This is a genomic window from Achromobacter sp. ACRQX (assembly GCF_022346505.1).
In the GTDB taxonomy this organism is placed as follows: domain Bacteria; phylum Pseudomonadota; class Gammaproteobacteria; order Burkholderiales; family Burkholderiaceae_B; genus Achromobacter; species Achromobacter animicus.
The window spans coordinates 89,671-111,265 of the sequence record NZ_JAKRML010000002.1 but is presented as its reverse complement, the minus strand read 5'-3'; the positions used below and the strand labels follow the sequence as shown (position 1 = coordinate 111,265).

Annotated in this window: 30 protein-coding genes and 1 tRNA gene; 22 read left to right on the top strand and 9 right to left on the bottom strand. The window is 62.4% G+C overall.

Going from position 1 to position 21,595, the window contains the following annotated elements; genetic code table 11:
- The 21 genes from MHZ91_RS02275 to MHZ91_RS02175 all read left to right on the top strand — a co-directional run bounded on the left by MHZ91_RS02275 (position 1) and on the right by MHZ91_RS02175 (position 15,363).
- On the top strand, positions 1 to 429 hold the full coding sequence (locus MHZ91_RS02275) for a DUF4054 domain-containing protein (RefSeq protein WP_239212226.1): 429 nt from the start codon (positions 1 to 3) through the stop codon (positions 427 to 429).
- Entirely contained in the window at positions 426 to 902 is a 477-nt protein-coding gene (locus tag MHZ91_RS02270; protein WP_239212223.1) for a hypothetical protein, read from the top strand. Before MHZ91_RS02275 ends, MHZ91_RS02270 begins: the two co-directional genes overlap by 4 nt.
- Complete coding sequence (locus MHZ91_RS02265; RefSeq protein ID WP_239212220.1) at positions 899 to 1,267, top strand: hypothetical protein; 369 nt, start codon at positions 899 to 901, stop codon at positions 1,265 to 1,267. Before MHZ91_RS02270 ends, MHZ91_RS02265 begins: the two co-directional genes overlap by 4 nt.
- A complete protein-coding gene (locus MHZ91_RS02260) occupies positions 1,264 to 1,791 on the top strand; it encodes a hypothetical protein (RefSeq protein WP_239212218.1) in 528 nt (175 codons plus the stop codon). The genes MHZ91_RS02265 and MHZ91_RS02260 overlap by 4 nt, the downstream gene beginning before the upstream one ends.
- Positions 1,792 to 1,800: 9 nt before the next feature.
- Positions 1,801 to 3,309, top strand: a complete 1,509-nt coding sequence (locus tag MHZ91_RS02255) for a DUF3383 domain-containing protein (RefSeq protein ID WP_239212216.1) — start codon at positions 1,801 to 1,803, stop codon at positions 3,307 to 3,309.
- 57 nt (positions 3,310 to 3,366) lie between these two features.
- Positions 3,367 to 3,816 (top strand): hypothetical protein, encoded by a 450-nt coding sequence (locus tag MHZ91_RS02250; RefSeq protein WP_108696878.1) that lies wholly within the window; start codon positions 3,367 to 3,369, stop codon positions 3,814 to 3,816.
- Positions 3,817 to 3,825: 9 nt separating this feature from the next.
- Positions 3,826 to 4,281, top strand: a complete 456-nt coding sequence (locus MHZ91_RS02245) for a hypothetical protein (protein ID WP_239212213.1) — start codon at positions 3,826 to 3,828, stop codon at positions 4,279 to 4,281.
- A gap of 90 nt (positions 4,282 to 4,371) precedes the next feature.
- Complete coding sequence (locus MHZ91_RS02240; protein WP_239212211.1) at positions 4,372 to 6,189, top strand: phage tail tape measure protein; 1,818 nt, start codon at positions 4,372 to 4,374, stop codon at positions 6,187 to 6,189.
- Positions 6,189 to 6,731, top strand: a complete 543-nt coding sequence (locus MHZ91_RS02235; protein WP_239212209.1) for a phage baseplate protein — start codon at positions 6,189 to 6,191, stop codon at positions 6,729 to 6,731. The genes MHZ91_RS02240 and MHZ91_RS02235 overlap by 1 nt, the downstream gene beginning before the upstream one ends.
- Positions 6,728 to 7,036 (top strand): hypothetical protein, encoded by a 309-nt coding sequence (locus MHZ91_RS02230; RefSeq protein WP_239212207.1) that lies wholly within the window; start codon positions 6,728 to 6,730, stop codon positions 7,034 to 7,036. Before MHZ91_RS02235 ends, MHZ91_RS02230 begins: the two co-directional genes overlap by 4 nt.
- Positions 7,029 to 7,853, top strand: coding sequence for a hypothetical protein (locus tag MHZ91_RS02225; protein WP_239212205.1), 825 nt, complete (start codon positions 7,029 to 7,031; stop codon positions 7,851 to 7,853). Before MHZ91_RS02230 ends, MHZ91_RS02225 begins: the two co-directional genes overlap by 8 nt.
- Before the next feature lie 32 nt (positions 7,854 to 7,885).
- On the top strand, positions 7,886 to 8,545 hold the full coding sequence (locus MHZ91_RS02220; RefSeq protein ID WP_239212203.1) for a Gp138 family membrane-puncturing spike protein: 660 nt from the start codon (positions 7,886 to 7,888) through the stop codon (positions 8,543 to 8,545).
- A complete protein-coding gene (locus MHZ91_RS02215; protein WP_239212201.1) occupies positions 8,542 to 8,886 on the top strand; it encodes a hypothetical protein in 345 nt (114 codons plus the stop codon). The genes MHZ91_RS02220 and MHZ91_RS02215 overlap by 4 nt, the downstream gene beginning before the upstream one ends.
- Entirely contained in the window at positions 8,879 to 10,069 is a 1,191-nt protein-coding gene (locus tag MHZ91_RS02210; RefSeq protein ID WP_239212199.1) for a baseplate J/gp47 family protein, read from the top strand. Before MHZ91_RS02215 ends, MHZ91_RS02210 begins: the two co-directional genes overlap by 8 nt.
- Positions 10,066 to 10,716, top strand: a complete 651-nt coding sequence (locus MHZ91_RS02205) for a DUF2612 domain-containing protein (RefSeq protein ID WP_239212188.1) — start codon at positions 10,066 to 10,068, stop codon at positions 10,714 to 10,716. Before MHZ91_RS02210 ends, MHZ91_RS02205 begins: the two co-directional genes overlap by 4 nt.
- The gene (locus MHZ91_RS02200; protein ID WP_239212183.1) at positions 10,717 to 12,402 is read left to right on the top strand and encodes a hypothetical protein; all 1,686 of its coding nucleotides are present in this window, start codon (positions 10,717 to 10,719) and stop codon (positions 12,400 to 12,402) included.
- A 10-nt stretch (positions 12,403 to 12,412) separates the two neighbouring features.
- The gene (locus tag MHZ91_RS02195) at positions 12,413 to 12,865 is read left to right on the top strand and encodes a hypothetical protein (RefSeq protein ID WP_239212180.1); all 453 of its coding nucleotides are present in this window, start codon (positions 12,413 to 12,415) and stop codon (positions 12,863 to 12,865) included.
- Positions 12,866 to 12,918: 53 nt separating this feature from the next.
- Positions 12,919 to 14,025 (top strand): acyltransferase, encoded by a 1,107-nt coding sequence (locus MHZ91_RS02190; protein WP_239212178.1) that lies wholly within the window; start codon positions 12,919 to 12,921, stop codon positions 14,023 to 14,025.
- A gap of 83 nt (positions 14,026 to 14,108) precedes the next feature.
- Complete coding sequence (locus MHZ91_RS02185) at positions 14,109 to 14,393, top strand: hypothetical protein (RefSeq protein ID WP_175122336.1); 285 nt, start codon at positions 14,109 to 14,111, stop codon at positions 14,391 to 14,393.
- A complete protein-coding gene (locus MHZ91_RS02180) occupies positions 14,390 to 14,884 on the top strand; it encodes a lysozyme (protein ID WP_239212176.1) in 495 nt (164 codons plus the stop codon). Before MHZ91_RS02185 ends, MHZ91_RS02180 begins: the two co-directional genes overlap by 4 nt.
- Positions 14,863 to 15,363: a hypothetical protein gene (locus MHZ91_RS02175; protein WP_239212174.1), complete on the top strand. Its 501-nt coding sequence runs from the start codon at positions 14,863 to 14,865 to the stop codon at positions 15,361 to 15,363. Before MHZ91_RS02180 ends, MHZ91_RS02175 begins: the two co-directional genes overlap by 22 nt.
- Before the next feature lies 1 nt (position 15,364).
- Here the strand turns inward: MHZ91_RS02175 and MHZ91_RS02170 are convergent, their stop codons facing one another.
- From MHZ91_RS02170 to egtD, 9 genes are all read right to left on the bottom strand, one after another.
- Positions 15,365 to 15,787, bottom strand: coding sequence for a type II toxin-antitoxin system HicB family antitoxin (locus tag MHZ91_RS02170; RefSeq protein ID WP_239212172.1), 423 nt, complete (start codon positions 15,785 to 15,787; stop codon positions 15,365 to 15,367).
- A 57-nt stretch (positions 15,788 to 15,844) separates the two neighbouring features.
- Positions 15,845 to 16,021 carry a type II toxin-antitoxin system HicA family toxin gene (locus MHZ91_RS02165; protein ID WP_239212162.1) on the bottom strand — a complete coding sequence of 59 codons (177 nt, stop codon included), beginning with the start codon at positions 16,019 to 16,021 and terminating at the stop codon, positions 15,845 to 15,847.
- 87 nt (positions 16,022 to 16,108) lie between these two features.
- On the bottom strand, positions 16,109 to 16,417 hold the full coding sequence (locus MHZ91_RS02160) for a hypothetical protein (protein ID WP_239212151.1): 309 nt from the start codon (positions 16,415 to 16,417) through the stop codon (positions 16,109 to 16,111).
- A gap of 55 nt (positions 16,418 to 16,472) precedes the next feature.
- Entirely contained in the window at positions 16,473 to 17,135 is a 663-nt protein-coding gene (locus MHZ91_RS02155) for an SOS response-associated peptidase (protein WP_239212149.1), read from the bottom strand.
- A gap of 50 nt (positions 17,136 to 17,185) precedes the next feature.
- On the bottom strand, positions 17,186 to 17,677 hold the full coding sequence (locus MHZ91_RS02150; RefSeq protein ID WP_239212146.1) for a hypothetical protein: 492 nt from the start codon (positions 17,675 to 17,677) through the stop codon (positions 17,186 to 17,188).
- A gap of 5 nt (positions 17,678 to 17,682) precedes the next feature.
- Complete coding sequence (locus tag MHZ91_RS02145) at positions 17,683 to 18,162, bottom strand: Panacea domain-containing protein (RefSeq protein ID WP_239212143.1); 480 nt, start codon at positions 18,160 to 18,162, stop codon at positions 17,683 to 17,685.
- 155 nt (positions 18,163 to 18,317) lie between these two features.
- Positions 18,318 to 18,394: transfer RNA gene (locus MHZ91_RS02140), tRNA-Met, on the bottom strand.
- A 155-nt stretch (positions 18,395 to 18,549) separates the two neighbouring features.
- Positions 18,550 to 19,866, bottom strand: a complete 1,317-nt coding sequence (gene egtB / locus MHZ91_RS02135; RefSeq protein ID WP_239212141.1) for an ergothioneine biosynthesis protein EgtB — start codon at positions 19,864 to 19,866, stop codon at positions 18,550 to 18,552.
- 36 nt (positions 19,867 to 19,902) lie between these two features.
- On the bottom strand, positions 19,903 to 20,880 hold the full coding sequence (gene egtD / locus MHZ91_RS02130; RefSeq protein ID WP_239212139.1) for an L-histidine N(alpha)-methyltransferase: 978 nt from the start codon (positions 20,878 to 20,880) through the stop codon (positions 19,903 to 19,905).
- Positions 20,881 to 21,250: 370 nt separating this feature from the next.
- On the opposite strand from egtD, the gene MHZ91_RS02125 reads away from it, so the two are divergent.
- Positions 21,251 to 21,586 carry a YqjD family protein gene (locus tag MHZ91_RS02125; protein ID WP_175124592.1) on the top strand — a complete coding sequence of 112 codons (336 nt, stop codon included), beginning with the start codon at positions 21,251 to 21,253 and terminating at the stop codon, positions 21,584 to 21,586.
- The last annotated feature ends 9 nt before the right edge of the window (positions 21,587 to 21,595 follow it).

Here is a 21,595-nt window from a genome sequence, read left to right as displayed (position 1 = left end):
ATGGACTTCCCGCTGGCGAAGTTCCGAATCCTGATCCCCATGTTCAACGCCGTGCCGGATGACGTGGTGCTGGCCGTGGCGGAATGGGCCCAGTGCTACACCAGCGGGCGCGGTTGTCAGTGCAACGGGCAGCTGTGGATGCTCATCACGGCCCACCTGCTGCAGCTGCGGCTGAACGCGGAGTCGGGTAATGGTGGCGCGCCCGGCGCGCTGGCTTCGGCCACGATCGACAAGGTGAGTGTGTCGTTCCAGGCGCCGCCCGCGACGGATTCATGGTCTCACTGGCTGAACCTCACCACATACGGTCAGCAGTTCCTGGCGCTGTCCAAGAGCTGCGCGGCCGGCGGGGTGTACGTGGGCGGCCTGCCCGAGCGCGCGGCATTTCGCAACGTGGGCGGCCTGTCCATCCGTGGGGGAAGGTTCCGATGAAGGTGGTGCGCAAAGGCGGCACGGAGAAGCTGCAGGCGACGTTGAAGGATATCGGCGGCAAGCAGATCCGGGTCGGGTTCTTCCCGGAGGCCAAGTATCCGGACGGCACGCCGGTCGCGTACGTGGCGGCTATCCAAGAATACGGCTATCTACAGGGGAACATCCCGGCCCGGCCGTTCATGCGCCCCACCGCCGAACAGAAGAAGGCGGAATGGGGCCGGCAGATCGCCGGGGCGGTGCGCGGCGCCATCGACGGCAAGGTTGAAATCGGCCACGCCTTCGAGGCGTTGGGCGCGCGTTCGGCTGGCGACATCGCTCGGACCATCTCGCTGCTGACGACGCCGCCGCTGAAGAAGACGACGCTTGAAGCCCGCCAGGCCAGGAAGAAGACGCCGGGCGTGTCCAAGAAGCCCCTGGTCGATACCGGCCAGATGATCCAGTCTGTCAGCCACGTCGTGGAGGATAAATCGTGATTCCAGGAATCAACCTGTTGGGCCTGGCTGCCGGCGTGGTCGCGCAACAGGCGCCGTTCTGGCTCAAGTTCAAGGGGCGCACGGAGAACGCGCGCGGGCAGTGGGTCAATGAGTACGAGCTGCCGCAGCCGATCCAGGGTTCCTGGCAGCCGGTGGGCGAATCGACGATCCGCGACTTGGGCCTGGATACCGCCAAGCGCTACTTCAACCTGTACACGTCCCATCCGGTGGAGAACGTGCAGCGCGGCGCGGCGCCGGACCAGCTTATCTATGGTGGACGCCGGCATGACGTCGTGGGCGGTGCCGACTGGTACGTCCAGGACGGCTGGCGGGGCATCTTGTGCGTTGACGTGGGGCCAGCATGAAGCAGAAGCAACTCGAGGCCACCGTACGCGGCGCGCTGCTGGCGTTGCTGCCGGAGCAGGGGGTAACGCTGCCCGTCCTCGCGGCGTTCCAGCCCACGAAGCAGGGCCGCGTCGACGACGGCATCTATTTCTTCCCCGTAGGCCGGGGCAAGCGTGGCTGGCAGGCGCGCAAGTACCGCGATGACGGCGCCGCGCTCACGGCGACGGAATCCCAGATCAACGAGTCGATGTACCAGTTTCAGGCATTCGTCGAGGATGACCTGAACGCGCCGGAGCAGTTGCTTGCCTCCGACGTCCTGTCGGTGGTGCGCGGGCTGCTGCAGTCCATGAAATTCACGCAGGCCATGACGGCGGCCGGCATCGGCGTGCAGCGCGCGACTGACATCGTCACGCCGGCTTTCGTGAACGACCGCGACAACTTCGACTTCAACCCCAATTTCACCGTCATCTTCACCCACCACCGCAACATCACCCAGGCCACGGCACACATCCAACAGGCTGCGCCGGGCATCCATCGCATTTGAGGAAAAGACATGTCCATCAAGATGACTCGCTACGTCCGGATCATCAGTGCGGTGATCGGCGCCAATGCCGTCGCCCAGCAACAACTGACCGGCCGGCGCTTCACCACTGATCCGCGCGTGCCTGTCGGCCAGATCGTATCTGTGCGCCCGGGCGGCGCCGATGACTACTTCGGCTCGGACTCGCCCGAGGCGGCGTTCGCCCGCCAGTATTTCTCCTACGTCAGCCCGGCGCCCGCCTCGCAGGCGCCCGAGCTTCAGTTCGCTGCGTATCCTGACGTCGGCCGCCCGGGCCGCGTGTACGGCTACCGGATCGCGGCGAGCCTGGCAGACTTCCAAGCCGTCACGGCTGGCGCGATGAACATCAAGGTGGGCGAGTTCTCCTACGCGCTCACCGGCGTGAATCTGTCGGCGGCAACCAGCCTGACCAACGTGGCCCAGCTTGTGACTGCTGCGATCGCCACCGCGGCCACCGCCCAGACGGGCACCGCCGCGACCGTCACCTATGACGCCATCGCTGGTTCGTTCACGGTGGAGTCCGCCGCGACGGGCCCGGGCGCAATCGTGGTGTCGCCGGCCTCCGGCAGCGATATCGGCGCGATGCTGGCGCTGCAGGGCGCTCAGGCGATCAGTTCCCCGGGATCCGCCGCCATGACGCCTCTGGAGGCCTTCCGCGCGGCCGAGAACGTGACGGACTCGTTCGGCTCGGCGTCGTTCGGTGTCGCGGTAGATCTGGAAGACGCGATCCCCCTCGCGGAGTACGTCTCCGGCGAAAACGTGAAGTACCAGATGTTCTGGTCGGTGGACTCGGTGACGGCCGATACCTGGAACGCGGCCATGATCGGCACCGCTTCCAACGGTCTGATCCTGAACGGCACGGCCGGCGAGTACAAGGAAGCTCTGCCGATGGCGGTGATGGCGGCCACGGACTACGACCGTACCAATGCCACGATCAACTACATGTTCCGTCAGTCCGGTGTGACGCTCACGTCCGACGTGACCGACGACCAGATGGCCGACTTCTACGACGCGCGCCGGGTTAACTACTACGGCCAGACGGCCAGCGCCGGCCAGAAGATCTCGTTCTTCCAGCGCGGCTACCTGATGGGCGGCGCGACTGCGCCCCTGGACATGTCGGTGCACGCCAACGAGCAATGGCTCAAGGCGTACATGACGGCCCAGCTGATGAGCCTGCTACTCACCACGAACAAGATCCCGGCCAACAACGACGGTCGCGGCATGGTCATGGCGATCATCCAGGGCGGCGTCAACAAGGCTCTGAACAACGGCACGATCCTCATCGGCAAGACGCTGACGGAGCTGCAGAAGGTCGCGGTGACTCAGCTGACCAACGACCCGCTGGCCTGGCACGACGTGCAGGACAACGGCTACTGGTACGACGTCAGCATCGAGCAGGAGACGGGCGAGTCTGGCGTGACCGAGTTCACGGCCAAGTACACGCTGGTCTATTCGAAGGGTGACATGGTCCGCAAGGTCGACGGATCGCACAACCTGGTCTGACCGGGCAAGACAACATTTCGGGCGGCCTGCGGGTCGTCTTTCTTTTGAGGATCAGACATGTACGATACTTCCGCGATCGGCGTAGCCGTGCGCTGCGTGGCCAGCGAGTCCTTCCCGTCGGGGTTCACCATCACCGCGTTCGCGGATGACGCGGATCCGTTCGACATCCCGGCGATCGACATCGCCACGCCGGCCATGAACGTGAACGGCGATCTGGTGGTGTTCAGCGCGCCGACGCCGATCACCATCACGCTCAACGTCATCCCTGGCAGCGAAGAGGACAACAACCTTGCCGTGATCTTCGAAGCGAACCGTGCGGCCAAGAACAAGCGGCACGCGCGCGACGAGATCACCCTGGTGGCCACCTATCCCGACGGCGCCAGCCTGACGCTCAGCGAAGGCAAGATGACCAATGGCATGCCTGGCAACTCGCCGGCGTCCGCCGGCCGCATCAAGTCGAAGTCCTACACCTTCGCCTTCCAGAACCTCTCCCGCACTCGCGCGTAAGGGCCCGCCATGGCAGACCTGATCAAACCCCGCGTCGTCATGGTCAAGAACCGTGACGGCGTGGAGAAGGCGTTCACGATTTCCCGCCTGCCGGCAACGGTGGCGCGGGAGGTCATCGCCAAGTACCCACTGTCGAACATCCCCAAGCTGGGCGACTATCAGACCTCCGAAGAGGTCATGAAAAAGCTGATGGCCTATGTGGCGGTGGACCTGGACGGCCGCGAGCAGCGGCTGAACACGGCGGCCCTGATCGACAACCACGTCGACGACGGCATCCAGCTCATGAAGCTGGAGATCGAGATGATCGAGGAGAACACCGGTTTTTTCGGACTCGGCGGGCAGCGCGGTTTCCTCGATTGCCTGCTGGAAAAGTGTCTCCACTCGATTATGCCAATGCTGACCCCTTTATTGGATCAATTGTCAGCTCAGGCCTCGCCCGACTCGTCGAGCTCAAAACAGAAATAGACCTGGAAGAGGCGATGGACCTCTGGGAAATCGCCACGACCAACAAGGTCAACGAAATCCGCGCGATGGAAGCGGAAAAGAGGAAGTGACATGGCCTTGCTGGACGCTCTGACGTACATCATCGACGCCGACAACTCCAAGCTGAACAAGGAGATCGACAAGTCGGAGAAGAAGACCGACGAGTTCGGGAAGTCGATGCTGACCGCCGAGGGGCGCGCCGGGCTGATGGAGGAGAAGATCAAGGGTGTCTTCACCCGGATCGGCGCCGCCATCCTGGCCACGGTCGCCGCCTCCAAGGCCCTGGAGACGTTCAACAACCACGTCCAGACGGTCGAGCAGATTCGCAACACCAGCGACGCGCTGGGCGTGGCGATCGAAGACGTGGACGCGTTCGGCAAGGCAATCGAGCGGATGGGCGGCGATGCACAGGGCGCGCGTGACTCCCTGACGGACATGGCGGAATCCATCGGCGAGGCGCTGCAGGACGTGGAGTCCGGTCGCGCCAAGACGTTCAAGGCGCTGGGAATCAGCCTCAAGGACGTGAACGGCCAGGCCAAGAATGCCGTGCAGGGCATGATCGAACTCGCCGGCGCCGTCGAAGGGATGGGCCGCGAGCAGGCCGTCTTCCGCATCAAAGAGCTGGGCATCACCGACAACCGATCGGTCGAGCTGCTGCTCAAGGGGCGCCAGGAAGTCGAGCGCATGCTGCGCGTGCAGAAAGAGCAGGGCGTCGTCACCAAGGAGTCCGCCGAGCGAGTCCGCGTTTACTCGGAAGCCTTGGCCAAGCTGAAGCAGAGCGCCGGCGTTGCGACGAGCGGCATCGTGGACTGGATCCTGCCAGCCATCACGCGTTTCATCCAAATGCTGGACTCCGTTGTGACCTGGATGAACAGGCACGACACCTTCGTCAAAGGGTTCTTCATCGGGCTGACGACCATCCTGACCACTATGTTCCTGCCGGCGGTGATCTCGGCTACCGCGGCGGTGTGGGCGCTGATCGCCCCGTTCCTGGCGGTGGCTGCGCCGATTGCCGCTGTCGTCGCGCTCTTCGCGCTGCTGTACGACGACGTGATGAACTTCCTGGACGGGAATGATTCACTCATCGGACAGATTTCGGAGAAGTACCCAATCGTCGGCGAAACGGTCAAGGCGATGGCCGAGGCGGTGCAGACGGCGTTCCAGTGGGTTGTCGAAGCTATCGCGACATCCTGGGAAGTGATCAAGGGTTTCCCGGACAAGGTGGTGGGTGCGTTCTCCTCTATGGGAGCCAGCATTCGCGACATCTTCGATGGAATCGTCAAGGTCGTGCGGAGTGCGTGGGAATACGTGGGAAGCGTGTTCGAAAGCGTTTCGTCGGTGATCAAGCGAATCGGCAAGTGGCTGGGCTTTGGAAGCGGTGACGACGACATCCAGATTACCGCCACCACCGTATCTAAACGCGTAGCCGATGCTGAGGCGACTGCCGCCGAAAACAAGCGCGCGGCAGAAAGCGCGGAAGTGGAAGACCTCCCTGCCGTTCAGAACGATCCGCGCTGGCGTCGCGGCGGCCGACCGAAAGCCGAACCGCCGCGTTCGGAGTTTGCGCAGCCCCAGCCGGCCGCGGAGAGCCGGGAGCCGATGCGCCAGGTCGAAGCGAACCCCATCCATGCCGAGGGGAGGATGGCAGAAAGCGTCAATGCGGCGCGGGCTTCGTTGGATACCGCCGCGGCCAACCCCGTGAACTCGATTACGTCAAACGCGATTTCGAACTCCAGCAATACGCACCACGAGACCAACGTGCAGGTGGGCCAAGTCACCGTTCAGACGCAGGCGACCGATGCGCAGGGCATCAGCCAGTCGATCGGCGGCGAGCTGAAGGACGAGCTCAGGAACCTGCAGGCCGATTCCGCCAGTGGAGTGAAACGGTAATGCAGCTATCTGACAGCCTGTCGACAACCACGCAGCAACTGGTGGCGATCCTCGATACCGAGAGCTTCGAAACCCTGTTTGCGTCCGCCCATCCTATGCGCGTCGCGGTGAGGGAGGCAAAGCGGGCAACCAAGTTTGCGGTCGAGGATGGCTCGGAGCGCTCGGACCACGTCGTGCGGGAATTGACGGAGATCCAGATCGACTTCCTGCTGGTCGATGACACGCGAAATCAGTTCGAGTCCCTGCGGCAGGCGTTCGATCGGAACAAGCTGCTGACCGTCCAGACGAAGGTCAAGTCCTACGAGAGCATGCTGATCGTGGACATGCCGCATGACGAGACGCCCGAGCTTGGCATGGCCGTCAATGTCCCGATTCGGATGCAGGAATGGATCGAGGTCAAGCCGGAGTTTGGCCAGCTGCCGCCGGCGAAGGTGGAGAACAAGAGCCAGTCCAGCACGGTGAAGCGCGGCCAGCAGACCACGCAGGATTCTGATGCATCCACGGAGCGGAAGGGCAGCGTTTTGAGCGGGGTGTTCAAGTGAGAGACATTAGCCTACTGGCGGCGCCGAACCAGACGTTCTCTGCCACGATCAACGGCATCCAGTGGGAGCTGACGATCAAGGTTGCGATCGGAACCATGTTGGCGGACGTCAAGCGGGATGGGGTCGACCTGGTTCTCGGGCAGCGGATCATTGCTGAGTATCCAATCCTGCCCTACCGCCATCTGAGCCATAGGGGCAACTTCGCCATCCTGACCAGGGACGGAGAGCTGCCATGGTGGGAGGAGTTCGGGCGGTCGCAGTCAATGATCTATCTGGAGCCGGCGGAGGTTGGCATCGATGATTGACCTACGCGCTATCCGGATCGGGATCGAAGTATCCGGCCGGATGAACTATTACAGCGCCGCTGATGGTATGCGGATCAAGGCCAGCGGCACGAAGTACGCCAACGCCACGCAGAACGAGTGCAGTGTGACCATCTCGAACCTGCGCCGCGAGACGCGCGACTTCCTCCTGACCGAGACGAGCCCGTTCAACCAGAACCGGACGCCGAAGCGGTTGGTCGTGGAGGTGGGGCGGATCTCCACCGGCCTGTTCAAGGTGTACACGGGCGACATTATCAGCGCGGAGCCGAGCAGCCCGCCGGACGTGGACATCGTTCTGAAGTCCAAGACAGGCAACGCTTCGAACGGGGTTGTCGTCTCCAAGAGCGCTCAGGCGACCTCGAAACTGTCCGCAATCGCTGCGGCTGTGGCTACCGATATCGGCGCAACCCTGGTCTTTCAGGCCTTGGACAAGTTCATCGGGAACTACACCTATACCGGCGGCGCGCTTGGGCAGGTGAATCGCCTGGCCGAGGCCGGCGGTGTCCGGGCCTTTGTAGACGACACCCGACTGATCGTGCAGGACTTCGACAAGGCCGTGCGCGGCCGCGTCAAGATCCTGAACATGAACAGCGGCATGGTGGGCATTCCCAAGGCCACAGAAAAGGGTGTGGAGGTGACCTACCTGATCGACGGCGAGTCGGTCCTGGGAGGCACGCTGCGCCTGGAAAGCAAGTTCAACCGGTCGCTGAACGGCGACTACAAGATCGATCAACTGAAGTTCGACGTGGCCAGCCACGAAGATCCATTCTTCTATCAAGCGACATGCAGCCGACTGTAGCCCCCGATATCGACGGTGCCGCCGATGGAAGCATGTCGGGCGTCCTGAAATCCTGGCTCCGCGCGTTCATCCGCGAGAACCTGGACGACATGCTGCCCGCCCAGGTCGTGGCCTATGACGACACGTCGAACCGCGCGGTCATCAAGCCGCTGATCATGGTCGGTACGACGGACGGGCAGAAGATCGCCCGCGGCAGCATCCCGAACATCCCCGTTTTCCGGTTCGGTGGTGGCGGCTTTTTCATGCGGTTTCCGGTCAAGCCAGGGGACTTCGGGTGGTTGAAGGCGAACGACCGCGACGTGTCCCTGATGTTTCAGCGCGGCGGCCGGGAAGACTGGCCGAACACGGAGCGCCTGCACTCGTTCTCGGACGCGATGTTCTTTCCCGACACGATCAAGGATTGGGCGATCGACGGCGATAACGCTGACGCCCTGGTGCTGCAATCGCTGGACGGTGCGGTCTGCATCTCGTTGCACGCTGGCGAGGTTCGGATCAAGGCGCCCAAGGCGAAGGTGGAGATTCCTGAAACGGAATGGATTGGGGACATCGAATTCAAGGGCAACGTGGCCACCAGCGGCGGGAACGTGGGGATTTCTGGCGGCTCTCTGACCCATAACGGCAAGAACATCGGAAGCACCCACAATCACAGCGGGGTGCAACCCGGCAGCGGCAATTCGGGAGGCCCTAATTGATCTCGTTCCAGACCGACGACGACAACGACTTCGTGACGCTCCCCAATGGGAATCTGGCCATGGTGAACGATCGCGCGGCTGTTGCGCAGGAAGCCAAGCACTTCGCCGCCACAGCGCGCGCGGAGATGATCCACGCCTACGACGAGGGCATCCCGTTCCTGCGCGAGGCATTCAGCAAGCAGCCGAACCTGGCGCAGTTCGAGGCCTCTCTGCGCCGGCGTCTGCTCAATACGCCGGACGTGACGGCCATTCTGAGCCTGGTTACGCAGATTGAGGGCGAGACGCTGAAGTATGCGGCGACGCTCCAAACCACATACGGGACGGTAATGATCAATGGCTGATTACAGTTTCATCGCAAATCGCGGCGTCATCGTCGCGGATACGGCCACGACGCGCGCGCAGGTGGAGGCAGAGTTTCGGGCCGTCTTCGGTGCGGATATGCCGACCGACCCGGCGACGCCTCAAGGCATGCTGATCACCCGCATCACTGAGGAGCGCGATGCGATCGCGCGGAACAATGCGGAGCTGGCCAACCAAATCAACCCGGCGCTTGCCGGCGGGGTGTTCCTTGATTCGCTTATGGCACTGACAGGCGGCCGGCGCCGCAGCAGCGTCCGGTCGTTGATCGTCGGCGCCATCCTCGGAGGTGTTCCTGGCACTAACGTCCCCGCCGGCTCGATCGCGGAGACATCTCTGGGTGAGCAGTTCGAGCTGGTTGCAACGGTCGTCCTGGGCCCGGCCGGCTCGGCGGTCGGGAATCTGCGGGCGCTGCAGGAAGGAGAAATTGTGGTGCCTCCCGGCGGTTTGGATACGGTGGCGTCCAGCGTCCTTGGATGGGAGTCGATCACCAACCCGGACGCGGCGATTCCGGGTCAGGTGGAGGAGAACGACGTCCTCTTGCGCCGGCGGCGCGCGCAGACGCTCGCGCTGCAAACCACCTCCATCAACGAGGCAATCGTGTCGCGGCTCTATGACATCGAGGCCGTTCGGTCCTGCTACTACCTGGAGAACTATGCCGACGTCGATCAAGTGGTCGGCGGTATCCCCATGCGCAAGCACAGCATCTGGGCATGCGTTGAAGGTGGCACGGATGAGGAAGTCGCTCGGGCGCTCTTCGAGACCAAGACCGTCGGCGGTGGCTACAACGGCGCGGTCGTGGTCAATGTGGCGGATCCGGTGAACGGCCGGCTGTACGAGGTGAAGTTCGACCGACCCCAAGAGATCGCGCTCCTCATCCGCGTCACGGTGAGGGCGAGTTCGCTGGACGTCCAGCAGCTCGTCCCGGACTTGGTCATGAACTACGTCAACGGCGACATCGAGGGCGACGTGAGTTTTGTGGTGGGCAGCGACGTTTCGACGTTCGAGATCGCCAGCGCTGTGAATCAGCAGGAGCCGACGATCTTCGTGAAGAAAGTGGAACTGTCGGTGGTGGGCTCGGGCGCCTGGTCGGCCGACACGATGGAGATCCCGCCCAACCAGATCGCGCGCACGCAGCGCAGCTCCATCCAAGTGGTGATTTCATGAGTGGCACGCAGCAATTCGACTTCTCCGTCGATCTGATGCGGTCGATCCTATGGCAGTACGAAGGCGCGCCGCGCGCGGTTGCGCTGGCGCGCAATGACCAAGCGTGGATCGACAGCCACCATTCGGAGTTCTGGCGCAACTGGCATCGGGACGTCTTCGACCTAGACACGGCCAACGAGTTTGGGCTTTCAGTCTGGGCCCGCATCCTCGGCGTGTCGCTGGAGATTGGCGCGCCGCGGCGCGTGGAAGGCGTGTTCGGGTTCGGCGTCAACAATGCGAACTTCGAGAACGGGAACTTCGGCCGGGCAAGCGACGGCCAGGTGAGCCTGGATATCGAATCAGCGCGCAAGATGCTGAAGCTGCGCTGGTTCCAAATCACCATGCGGCCAACCGCGCCCAACATCAATCGGGCGCTGGAGAGCGTTTTTGGGGCCGGCTCGGCCTCGGTGTTCGACAACTACGACATGACGACGGTCACGTTCATGTTTACGAGCGCGCCCGACTACAGGCTGCGGCGCCTGCTGGAAAAGACCGACATTCTTCCCCGGCCCTCGACGGTCGGGATCAAGTGGGCAGTGCAGCTGCGCCCCGCTTGGGGCTTTGGCACGAATCATCTCAATTTCGAAAACGGAAATTTCGGAGCGTAAATGGCTACCAGGATCTACAAGACGCCGTTCGCGGCGACGGGCGACAAAGAGACGCTGGCGACTGCGGACCAGCCCGACGGAAAGGTGTCGCTACAGGCCGGCTGGACGCCCGACTACGAGCTTCCGAACGACAACGCCAACTATCGCCCGGTCGGCCGAGCGGAGATGAATGGCATTTTCGGAGAGGTCACCGAAGGCCTGGGAGACATGCAACTGAATGGTTTTGCCACCTGGCAGGCTATCGACGGCGGCTGGCCAAATGGCGCGCTGGTAACTCACGGCGGCCTGAAGTACCAATCCACGACGGCCAGCAACGCCACGACGCCTGGAGCTGTCGGCGGCAATTGGGAGCCGGTCCTCACTACTGTGGGTACTCTTCCCGTGGCTAGCACCAGCGTGGTCGGCATCGTCGAGCTCGCGACGAATGCTGAAACGCAGGCGGGCGCCGATGCCGGGCGCGCCGTCACGCCCGCCGGCCTGCAGTCGAAGGTGCAGAGCGGAATTACTGACGCGACGAGCGGCAGGCTATTGGTGGTTGGCGCATTCGGATGGGGCGGTTCTACGCCTTCGCTTGGCACGCTCGGATATCCTGCCGATTTCAACCAGATTGACGTTCGAACAGAAAATGTCGCTGTCGCCGGCAACATGGTAAACGGCCCGGCGGGCGCCGGCACATTTAGCTATACCGGTATCGTGAAGAACACGATGCGCGGCGGCACAACCGGAGTCACGTTCATCCAGGAGCTAAATTCTCTCCCGAGTGCGCCGAACGCCAACGGCAATTGGATCCGATACGGTACGGGCGGCACGACCGGCGCCCGCACCTGGACCGAGTGGGAACAGGTCTACACGTCTCGCACAATCCCCGCCGCATCGACTTCCGTACCCGGCATTTCCCGAATCGCAACGGTCGCCGAAGCGCAAGCCGGCACGAACGACGCAGCCGTCTTGTCACCGGCGAAGCTGGCTGCCGTTACGGCAACGGAAACGCGGCGCGGCGTTGCAGCACTCGCTACGACCGCGCAGGCTGGCGCAGGTACAGACGACGCCTCCGTAATGACGCCGAAGAAGACTGCCGAAGCCATCGCCAGGCTCGGCCCGCATACCGTTCAGGCGCTGACTGGCAGCGGAACGTTCACCGTCCCGGCCGGAACCTTTTTCCTTGATGTTGAGATGTGGGGCGGGGGTGGCGGCGGCGGAGGCGTTGGGACTGCGGGGTCGATCGCAGCGGGCGGCGGAGGTGCCGGAGAGTATGTTCGCTTCGTGCTACCTGTGAACCCCGGTGGATCGATCGCCTACGCTGTGGGTGCCGCAGGAAGCGCTGGCGGCGCCGGCGGCGCTGGCGGCAATGGCGGGTCGACCATCTTTGGCAGCTACTCCGCAATGGGCGGGTCTGGCGGTAGCCCCAACGGCACAGGCAATGGCGGCGCGGGCGGCACCGGCGGCGCGGGCGCGGTGTCGATTCGGTCTTCTGGCAACTATGGCGGAGCTGGCGGAACGGCATACGGAAACGGTGCGATGGGTGGCATGGGCGGGGGGGCCGCCTTCGGCGGCGCTGGGGGGTCTAACGGCCCTGGAGCGACCGGAGGCGGTGGTTTCCCAGGCGGCGGTGGGGCCGGTCGCGGCACGAGCTCTACCGGAAGCGGCAGCCCCGGCTCTACCGGTTTGATCATTCTTCACTACTAAAGGAGTCGCGATGAAGCGATATGCGCGCGTTTTGGACGGCAAGGTCTCCGAGGTAATCGAGATCGTGGACGAGGTTGATATCGCAGACCTCACCCCCGAGGGCTACACGTGGATCCCAGCGGGCGCCGAGGTCCGCGATGGCTGGCTGTATCGCCAAGGAAGACTGGTGCCGCCGGCCGAGGCGCCGCTGGATGCTGCCGCCGCAATCGCCGGCAAGTGGCCCGTCGTACAGGCGTTTATGGACGCAAAAGCTGTGGAGATGGGCTACCAGCACTTGGCCGACGCGGTCTCATATGCGGAAGAGCCTGCTGTCCCGCAGTTCCAGGAAGAAGGGCGGGCCTTACGAGCATGGCGCAGCCTTGTCCGGGCCCGTTTCGATGAAGTGGCGGATCAGGTGATCGGTCATGGCATCGCGGTACCGTCGGACGATGAGCTGGTCCTGAGCATGCCCAGCCTGGAGTAGACCCTAGTTTCGGGTTCTGATATCGTCCGCCGACATATTGGAGATGAAGTGGAATGACGATGGCGGCTGGGGCGTTTGGAAATGATGTGGGGCTGAAGCCCGGCGACCAGGGGCGCCTGTTCTACTTGGACGCCATCCGCGTGCTGGCCATCGTGTTGATCGTCCTCTACCACTTCAACATCCAAGTTCGCGCACAGGCTCCGGACGCGTCGGTGGTCGGATCTATGACGGTTTTCCGCCAGATGATGGGTGACCTCGGGGTGACACTTTTCATCATCATTTCTGGCGCATCGCTGGGCCTCACCTCCGCCAAATGGAAAGGGGCGGGCGAGTTCTATCTGAAACGCGCCCTGGCGATCTACCCACCATTCTGGTCTGCCTGGTTGTTCGTGGCTCTCGTCCTTTTTTGGCTCTCGGGCACGTGGCCGGGATCAGGGCCAACATGGAAGGCCGTGTTGACCGTAACGGGTTTTGACGGCTTTTTCTTCTACAAGGGTCCGAATTTTTATCTGGTAGGGGAATGGTTTGTAGGTTTCATCCTGTGCCTCTACGCGCTGTTCCCCGCGCTGCGGGCAGCGGTGTTCAGATGGCCACTGTTGACATGGATCGCGGTAGGGGCCTTGGTGTACCTGCTGTTTCGGAACTACGCTTCGCTGTTCTCGATCCAGGTCGATCGCAATCCGTTGATGCGGCTGCCCGAGTTTCTTTTTGGGGTGTGCGTGGCGCGATATGTGATGCCTCATAAGCTCATCGCATTCGTAGTGGCGGCGGGCACGCTGGCCCTCTTCGCTATTTGGATGCCACCGATCCACATCTTGTTTTACGGCCTGGCGCTTGGCATCGCCTGCTTTTGTGTGTTGGCGTATGCCGGCAGCGTAATTCCCGTGTCCGGCCGCGTGGCAGCCGTGGTGTCGAAAGTCGCCCAGTATTCGTTTCTCGCCTTCCTGGTGCACCATCAAGTTATCTACGTATGGCTGCCGCGCGTGCAGGTGGGTGCGATGTCGTCCACACGGCTCTTGCTTCTGTTTTGCGGAGTCCTGTTGATGAGCTTCGTCATCGCGGCGATCTTGGATCTGCTTGTCGGCCCTCTCACCAAAGCGCTACGCGGAATATTGCTCGAGCGGCGTTCCTCCCGGGACGCCAAACTGACGCGCCCATGATCCCAGCCTACACAACCAACCCGCTTCGGCGGGTTTTTTTTCGTCTATAGGGGACGCGATGTTGTCGCTTCAAAGGAAATTCCATGGCTGACGAACATCTGTCGGACGCCTTCATAAAGTCGCTGCACGCGCGAGTCGTGCAGATGGAGCAGGACATGGCGAGCAACGCAGAAGCCACGGCGCGGAACACATCGTCCATCGAAACGATCCGGCAGAACACGCAGGACATCGTCGACACGTTCCAGGCGTTGTCTGGCGGATTCAAGGTGCTGCAGGGTCTGGGCAGGGTGGCAAAGCCGCTGGCCTACATCGTGGGCCTGGGCACGGCAATCATCACGGCCTATTCGGCATGGAGGGGAATCAAATGATCTTGAGCAGCCTGAAACGGAAGCTGCTGGCGGCCGGCAGCGCCGGCGCGGTTGCCATCGCGGGCGTGCTGGTCGCGCACTTCGAGCCGGGCAAGGTGCGCGGCAAGCCCTACGTTGACCCCGTCGGTGTGCTGACCGTATGCGACGGTCACACGGGGCCGGACATCGACCCGACGCGCATCTACACGGATGCGGAGTGCGACGCCTGGCGCGACGCCGACCTGGCGGAAGCTGACGCAGCGGTGCGCCGCCTGATCACGGTGCCGCTGAACGACTGGCAGCGCGCCGCGCTGATCGACTTCACCTACAACCTGGGTGCCGGCAACCTGGCCTCGTCGACCATGCGGCGCAAGTTCAACGCGCGCGATTACGTCGGCGGATGCGCCGAGCTCAACCGGTGGGTCAAGGGGCGTCAGAACGGTGTGCTGGTGACGTTGCCGGGCCTCGTCACGCGCAGGGAGGTGAATACATGGGTCTGCTTGCAAAGCTGACTGGTTGGGAGGGCTTCGCCGCGGCGGCCATCTCCGGCGCCGCGCTGACTGCGGCAGGTGTCGTGGTCTGGAATGCGCACGGTGACAGCCGCTTCCGCGCGGGCGTGGAACAGACCAAGCTGGAGGCGGCCGCCAATGCCCGCCAGATCGAGGCGCAGTATCGGCGCCAGGAACAAGAGATGGTGGCCGACTACGCGCGCCGCCTGGAGGAAGCCAATGAAGCGATCCGCCTTTCGAATGCTGAGCGCGATCTTGCCGCTGGCGCTGCTGGCAGCCTGCGCGACGCCATCGCCGTCCAACGTGCCCGAGCCGCCCAAGCAGCCGCCCGCGCCGGCCTCTCTGAGCAAGCCGCTAACAGAGCCTGGGACGTTCTCAAAGCGTGCACGGACGAATATGCAGCACTGGCAAGAGACGCTGACGCAGCCATAGATGCGATACGTCCCGGCGACGCCTGGTCGAAGGCCGTAAGCAGACGCTGATTCAAGCGTCCCGGACCGCAATGTCCAGATCTTTTCCCATCGTGCGCAACGCGGCGGAGATGGTGTCGATCTTCGTGGCGTGACCAAGATTGACGATGCGCGTGACGTCCTGAGGGCGTGTGTTCAAGCGGCGGGCAAGCTCGGCGGGCGTGACGCGCTGAGCCAGCATCTCGTTCAGCAAAAGAACCTTCGCCCATACGCTCGGGGGCAGGGCGATAAGAACCTCCCCTTCTTCAGGGGCGGACGGAAGAGGAACGGGGCGGCGGTCCTCGAAATAGAACTCCATGGCAGTCAGCAGCGCGCCGGCCGCCATTTCAAGCGCGTCCTCGCGGTTGTCACCGCAGGTGATCGCCTCCGGGATGTCGCGGAACGTGACGTTGAAGCCGTCGCCCTCGGGTTCAAGAAATGCAGGATATCGAGCCATATAATTTGCTGTGCGGTGTTGCGTAGCGAGTGGGGAAGCCCCTTTCGGGGCCTCCTCCTATTTCAGTCCTAGTTTCTTCAGGATGTTCTGCCTAGTGCCGTCTCTCAATTCCTTGGCGGGGTGCCTAGGCAGGGTGGTCTGTTTTCCGTTGTAGTAGGCTTTCGTGTGGTTGCTACCCTCTGCGAAAGTCACTCCTTTGGAAGCGAGCCACCGTTTGAACTCGCTTTGCTTCACCGCACCTCCTTTGTTTGTTGACAGTGAAAACAGTATAAACAAAAACGTTTATATAGTCAACAAAAAAGTTGATGCCCGCAAAGATTGTCACTCGACCAGCCACTGCATCCACCACCCCTGGTAGTAGCGCCGGCCGTCGATTTCTTCGAAGCCGCAGACCATCATCCCCCTGTCAGAACAGAAGGTGAGCAACTCCGGCTCGAGCAGGTCGGGTATCGGCCCTTTTGCCGTCGCCCCGAACTTGGCCAGGCCATCCATCGTCATGATGCGCACTTGGCGCCGCATGTCCTGGCGCGTGATCGAGTACATCCGCACCGTGCCGGTCACGGCTGGCGCGGGGTCATTGTCCCGGCGCTTCTGGCCGAGGTAGTGGGTGCGGACGACGGAGCAAAGCATGATTCTGCTACGATAAAACTGTACGGATATACAGTATATGGCAGCAGAATCGGGGTCAGGTCATCGGCGTGGCGACCAGTCCATCTGAGGGGAAGGGTACGAGGAACTCGCGGCTTTGATCGGCGCTGGCTGTTAGCCAGTCGGCGTAGGTGCCCTCGGGAAGGATCACCACCATGCGTTTTTCTTTGTTGGGTTGGTGGTAGTCGCGGAAGAGCGGATCCTGATCGGCGTTGATGGTGAGCATCGTGTAGCTCTCCTGCCACTGGCCGGCCGCATCGCGGTAGCGGTCCCAAAGGCCAGCGACGCCCAGAGGCGCGCCGTCGGCCCGGGTGAAGCGGGTGGCCACGGCCTTACCGGATCGCCAGTCGGGTTCGAAGATGGCATCGGCAGGGATGATGCAGTGCTGCGCTCGGCGCCAGGCATTGCGGAAGGTGAAGGCGTTGGCGACACGGTCGTCGCGCGCGTTGAAGGTAGAGAGCTTTTCGGCACCAGCCAGCGCGTCCGGGCGGGTGGAGCCGGATATGAGACCCCAGCGGCCCGTCACGGCTTCGATGCCGGAAACAGCTTCGTCGCCTGCGTCATGCTCCGGGGGCCGGCGTACGAATACGCCTTGGTAGCGCGGCCACATGTCGTACTTGCCGAGCACGCCCGGCCTCGTCACTCCGAACTTCTTCAGCAACAGCTCGGCGTCTTTCAATGTCTGGTAGTGGCTGCACATGGACCTTCCAACGTCGACGTGAAACTAGCCTAAGGCCTCTGGACCCAGAGTCAACTGTCAGATTTTGCGGGGAACAGGTTTTTAATGACGAACAAAAATACACCCAGAATGTTGACAGTGACAGCGGTGATCAATGCGAGCCAAACGTCCGAAGTAATTCCCTCGAACAGGATTTGTGGCCGGTTGTCGTGGGGCGTTGCAAGATAGACTGAATAAAAAATCGCCTTGAAGAGCAGATGTACGCCCAACAGCGCAAACAACATGGCTACACTGCCGCGGACAAAGCGATAGCCCTTATCAGCATAAATTTTCCGCAGCTTGAGAGCTTGATCGCGTTCAATGTTGTTCATCTCGCCGTCGCTGTAGCGCGCGGCGTTTTCGTACGACTCCGCTTCCTCTGCAACACGAGATTCAGCGTCGAGTCGTTCTTGCGGTGTGACAGTGCCTGGCCTTACATCGTTGACGGAAGGGGCGTCATGTTTCGACGTCGACTTTTTCCCGCCGGCCCCAAGAGGTTCGGCCACATCTGCATTGTCTTTCATCGAACTCAGCTTTGATGAATAGCTTCGATTTCGCGGATGATCTCGTCATCATCGAGAGGACCCTCGTCCTCAGCCTTTCTCCATGCGCCATCGCGGTGATGGCTGAGAGCCGATAAATCAATTCCATCCATGTGGCCATACTCCCGCCAAACTTTGCGAAGAAGGCGCCACGTCTCGCGATCATCGTCGGGCACGACGGGGGTCACGTTTCGGTCCGGATCCGACCGAGAAGGCCGGGTTCCGTATGACGTTATTGGAGCGCGGCCATAGTCCCGAAACTCAGAATAGAGGCCGGGGACGACAGGACCGTATGTCCACTTGTAAAACCGCTCAACCACCAACGGCTCGTCATGGATGTACAAGTTCCACGCGTTTGCGAAATAGACCAGTTTCTGAAGCTTCATAGGCGTGATCGACTCGCCCGACTCGTCTTTGCGGGCAAGCTTCAGAAGTGAGTTCGCCACGGCCAAGGCGGTGTAAGCCATTGCTATCCTGATCCTATTAAAGCCTTAGTAGCACGCTGGTTGCTTATACAGTATAGGGGTGGGGCGCGAATACTTCAATGCCCGCATTGCGGAGCGCAATTAGAATTGCGGAGCAAAGCAAAAGGCCCGCAACGGTGTGCGGGCCTTAGTATTCTTGGTGGCGCATCCCTGATTCGAACAGGGGACCTGCGGATTATGATTCCGTCGCTCTAACCGGCTGAGCTAATGCGCCATCCCTTTTGCTGAACAGTTAGCGTTGCAATTGCTGCTCAACGAAGAACGAAATTCTAGCACGAAGTTTTTTGGCAGTGCAAGCGAACCGGCGCCAATTTTTTCAGATCCGGCCAATCCGGTGATCCAAACGGCTCGCCAGCGGCGCAAATCCCCTCAATCATCCCGAGCCAGCCGAATCCCTGAGAATTGCCACCGCGCCTCTGGCGGGAAGAAGTTGCGGTAGCTGGGCCGGATGTGATCGCGCGGCGTGGCGCAGGAGCCGCCTCGCAGCACGTACTGGTTGCACATGAATTTGCCGTTGTACTCGCCGACCGCGCCAGCGCTGGGCTTGAAGCCGGGGTAGGCGTCGTAGCCGCTCGACGTCCATTCCCACGCGTCGCCGAACAGTTGCACCGGACCGCGCTGGCCGTTGCGTTCGGGGGCGGGGCGCGTGTCGAGGTGGCCGTTTTCAAGCAGGTTGGCGCGGGCCGAGTAGGTGTCTTCGGACATCTGCCGGGCGGCGTGTTCCCATTCGGCTTCTCGCGGCAGGCGTGCGCCCGCCCATCGCGCATAGGCGTCGGCTTCGAAATAGCTGACGTGCGTGACGGGCGCCTCCAGTTCCAGCGCCTGCATGCCGCGCAATGTGAAGACGCGCCAGCCATCGTCGTCGCTTTCCCAATACAGCGGGGCGCGCCAGCCTTGCGCGCACACCATGTCCCAACCCATGGACAGCCACAGTTCGGGCCGGTCGTAGCCGCCGTCGTTGATGAAGTCCAGGAATTCCCGCTGGGTCACGAGACGATCAGAAAGAGAGAAGGGCGTCAGCAGGACGTCGTGAGCGGGGCCTTCGTTGTCGAACGCAAAGCCGCGTCCGTCATGGCCGATGCGCGTGATGCCGCCCTCGTAGCGGGTCCAGCCGGCGTCCGTGGCGGGCGGCTGTGCGGGTTGGCCGGGCGCAACGTAGGCGGGTTTGAGCGGATTGGCCGACAGCATGTGCTTGAGATCGGTGAGGATCAATTCCTGGTGCTGCTGCTCGTGGTTCAGGCCAAGTTCGAGCAGGGCGTCGAAGTCGGCATCGTTGCCGCCCAGCCGCGAAATCAGCGCGTGCATCGCTTCGTCGACGTATTGGCGGTACCGCAGCACCTCAGCGAGCGGCGGGCGCGACAGGAGGCCGCGCTGCGGCCGCGGATGTTTTGCGCCGACAGCGTTGTAGTAGGAATTGAACAGCATCCGGTATTGCGGATGGAAGGGCGGCGTCGATGTGTCGAAGCGCGCCAGCAGGAACGTCTCGAAGAACCAGGTGGTGTGGGCCAGATGCCATTTGACGGGGCTGCAGTCCGGCATGGATTGCACCTGGCAGTCTTCGGGGCTCAGTGGCGCGGCCAGCGCGGTCGTGGTCGAGCGCACGGCGTCGTAGCGGTCGTGCTGTCCAGCCTGTCCGCTCGCGTAGGGCGCGATGGCGGGATGGGTCAGCAGGCATGCGGGGTCCATGGCGATCCTCCGGGGGGCGTCGTGGGTGGTCCCGCGTCAGGCGCGGGCGCTGAAAACAGAAAACCAGTCTCGGGCATCCGACCAGTGTTCGACATAGCCAAAGCCTGCGCGATGGAGCAGGTCGCTGAAGGCCTGTGGCGTGAACTTGTACGAGTTCTCCGTATGGATGCGCTCGCCGCGCTTGAAGTCGCGATGGCCGCCGGGCCAGGTCACGCGTAATGCGCGCTGCGCTTCCAGGTGCATCTCGACCCGCGAGCGTTCGCTGTTGAAGATGGCCACATGGCGCCAGTCGTCGACATTGAAGTCGCTGCCCAGCACCGCGTTCACGTGGCGCAGTAGATTCAGGTTGAACGCGGCCGTCAGATGCAGCGCGTCGTCGTACGCGGGTTCAAGCACGCTTCTGGGCTTGACGCGGTCAACGCCGATCAGCAGCCCGCCGCCGGGACACGCTTCGCGAATCCTCCGCAGCATGGCGTACGCGCTGTCGGGACCCAGGTTGCCGATGCTGGAGCCGGGATAAAAGAAGAGACGTTGCTGCGTTGGGATGTCGGCCGGCAACGCAAGTTCATGCGAGAAATCCTGCCCCACGGCCGTGATCCGCATGTCGGGATAGGACAGCTTCAGCCGGCGGACAGCCGCCTGCAGATAGTCGGCAGAAATGTCGACCGGCACATAGTGGCTGGGACGAAGGCTTGAAAACAGCCGCTCGGCCTTGACGCAGTCGCCGGCGCCCAGATCGATCATGGCCTGCACCGGACCGACGTGGCGGGCGATATCCGCGCCATGGCGTCGGAAGATTTCGTCCTCGCAGCGCGTCGGGTAGTACTCGGGCAGCTGCGTGATGGCCGTAAAAAGCGACGAGCCGAGGGCGTCGTACAGAAACTTGGGGTCGATGTGGGCCGGGCTGTCCAGCAACCCGTCGTGCAATTCGATCTGCTCGGCGCTTTGGTGCTGCGGTTCTTGCGCGACGAATTCAGGAGAAACGGCGGCAAGGAGTGCGGAAGGGGAAACCATGCGTTCAGTTCCTTTTTGGGGCGGTTGAAGCGCATTGCGAAGACCTATTGTGGCGGCCGAGGGGGTTCGGGTGTCAAGCGCCAAGCCTCTGAATGCAATGGACTTTTACGAAATCGAAAACGCGTTTGGCCGGAAGCGACAAGGTGTTTGCCTCACCTTGGGCACGGGCCAGACAGCGCCATCAGCAAGTTTCGCGCCGCTGAAATATCGGTTTACGGCTGGTTGCGAAAGCTCGGGCAGTTATGGCCGTTGCTATGGACAATGGGGCTTCGGCCATGCGGAACGATGTGTCCCGCAGTCCTGGCGATGCTGCGTTGCATCAGGCAATGGTGGTGTCGCGGGTACGGTCCAAAAAAAACAAGGAGCTACCATGAATCGAAAGCACCAGCGCGCTGAAATGGCTTTGCATCGTGAACGCGTGAATGACAGCTTCCACGAGCTGCTCGCCGGAACGGAAGACCTCTTGCGTTCGACTGCGTCGTATACGGGCTCCGAAATCGAATCGGCGCGTGCACGCCTGAAGCGCCAACTCGCCGATGCGCGTGAATCCGCGGGCGGCTGGGAAGTCGTCGCGCGCGAACGGGCCCGCCGGGCCACCGCTTACGCGGACGAGTACGTGCATGAGAATGCGTGGAAGTCGGTCGGCGTGGCGGCGCTGGTGGGCGCCGTGCTCGGCTGCATTTTCGTGGCAGGCAATCGACGCTAGAGGCGCATC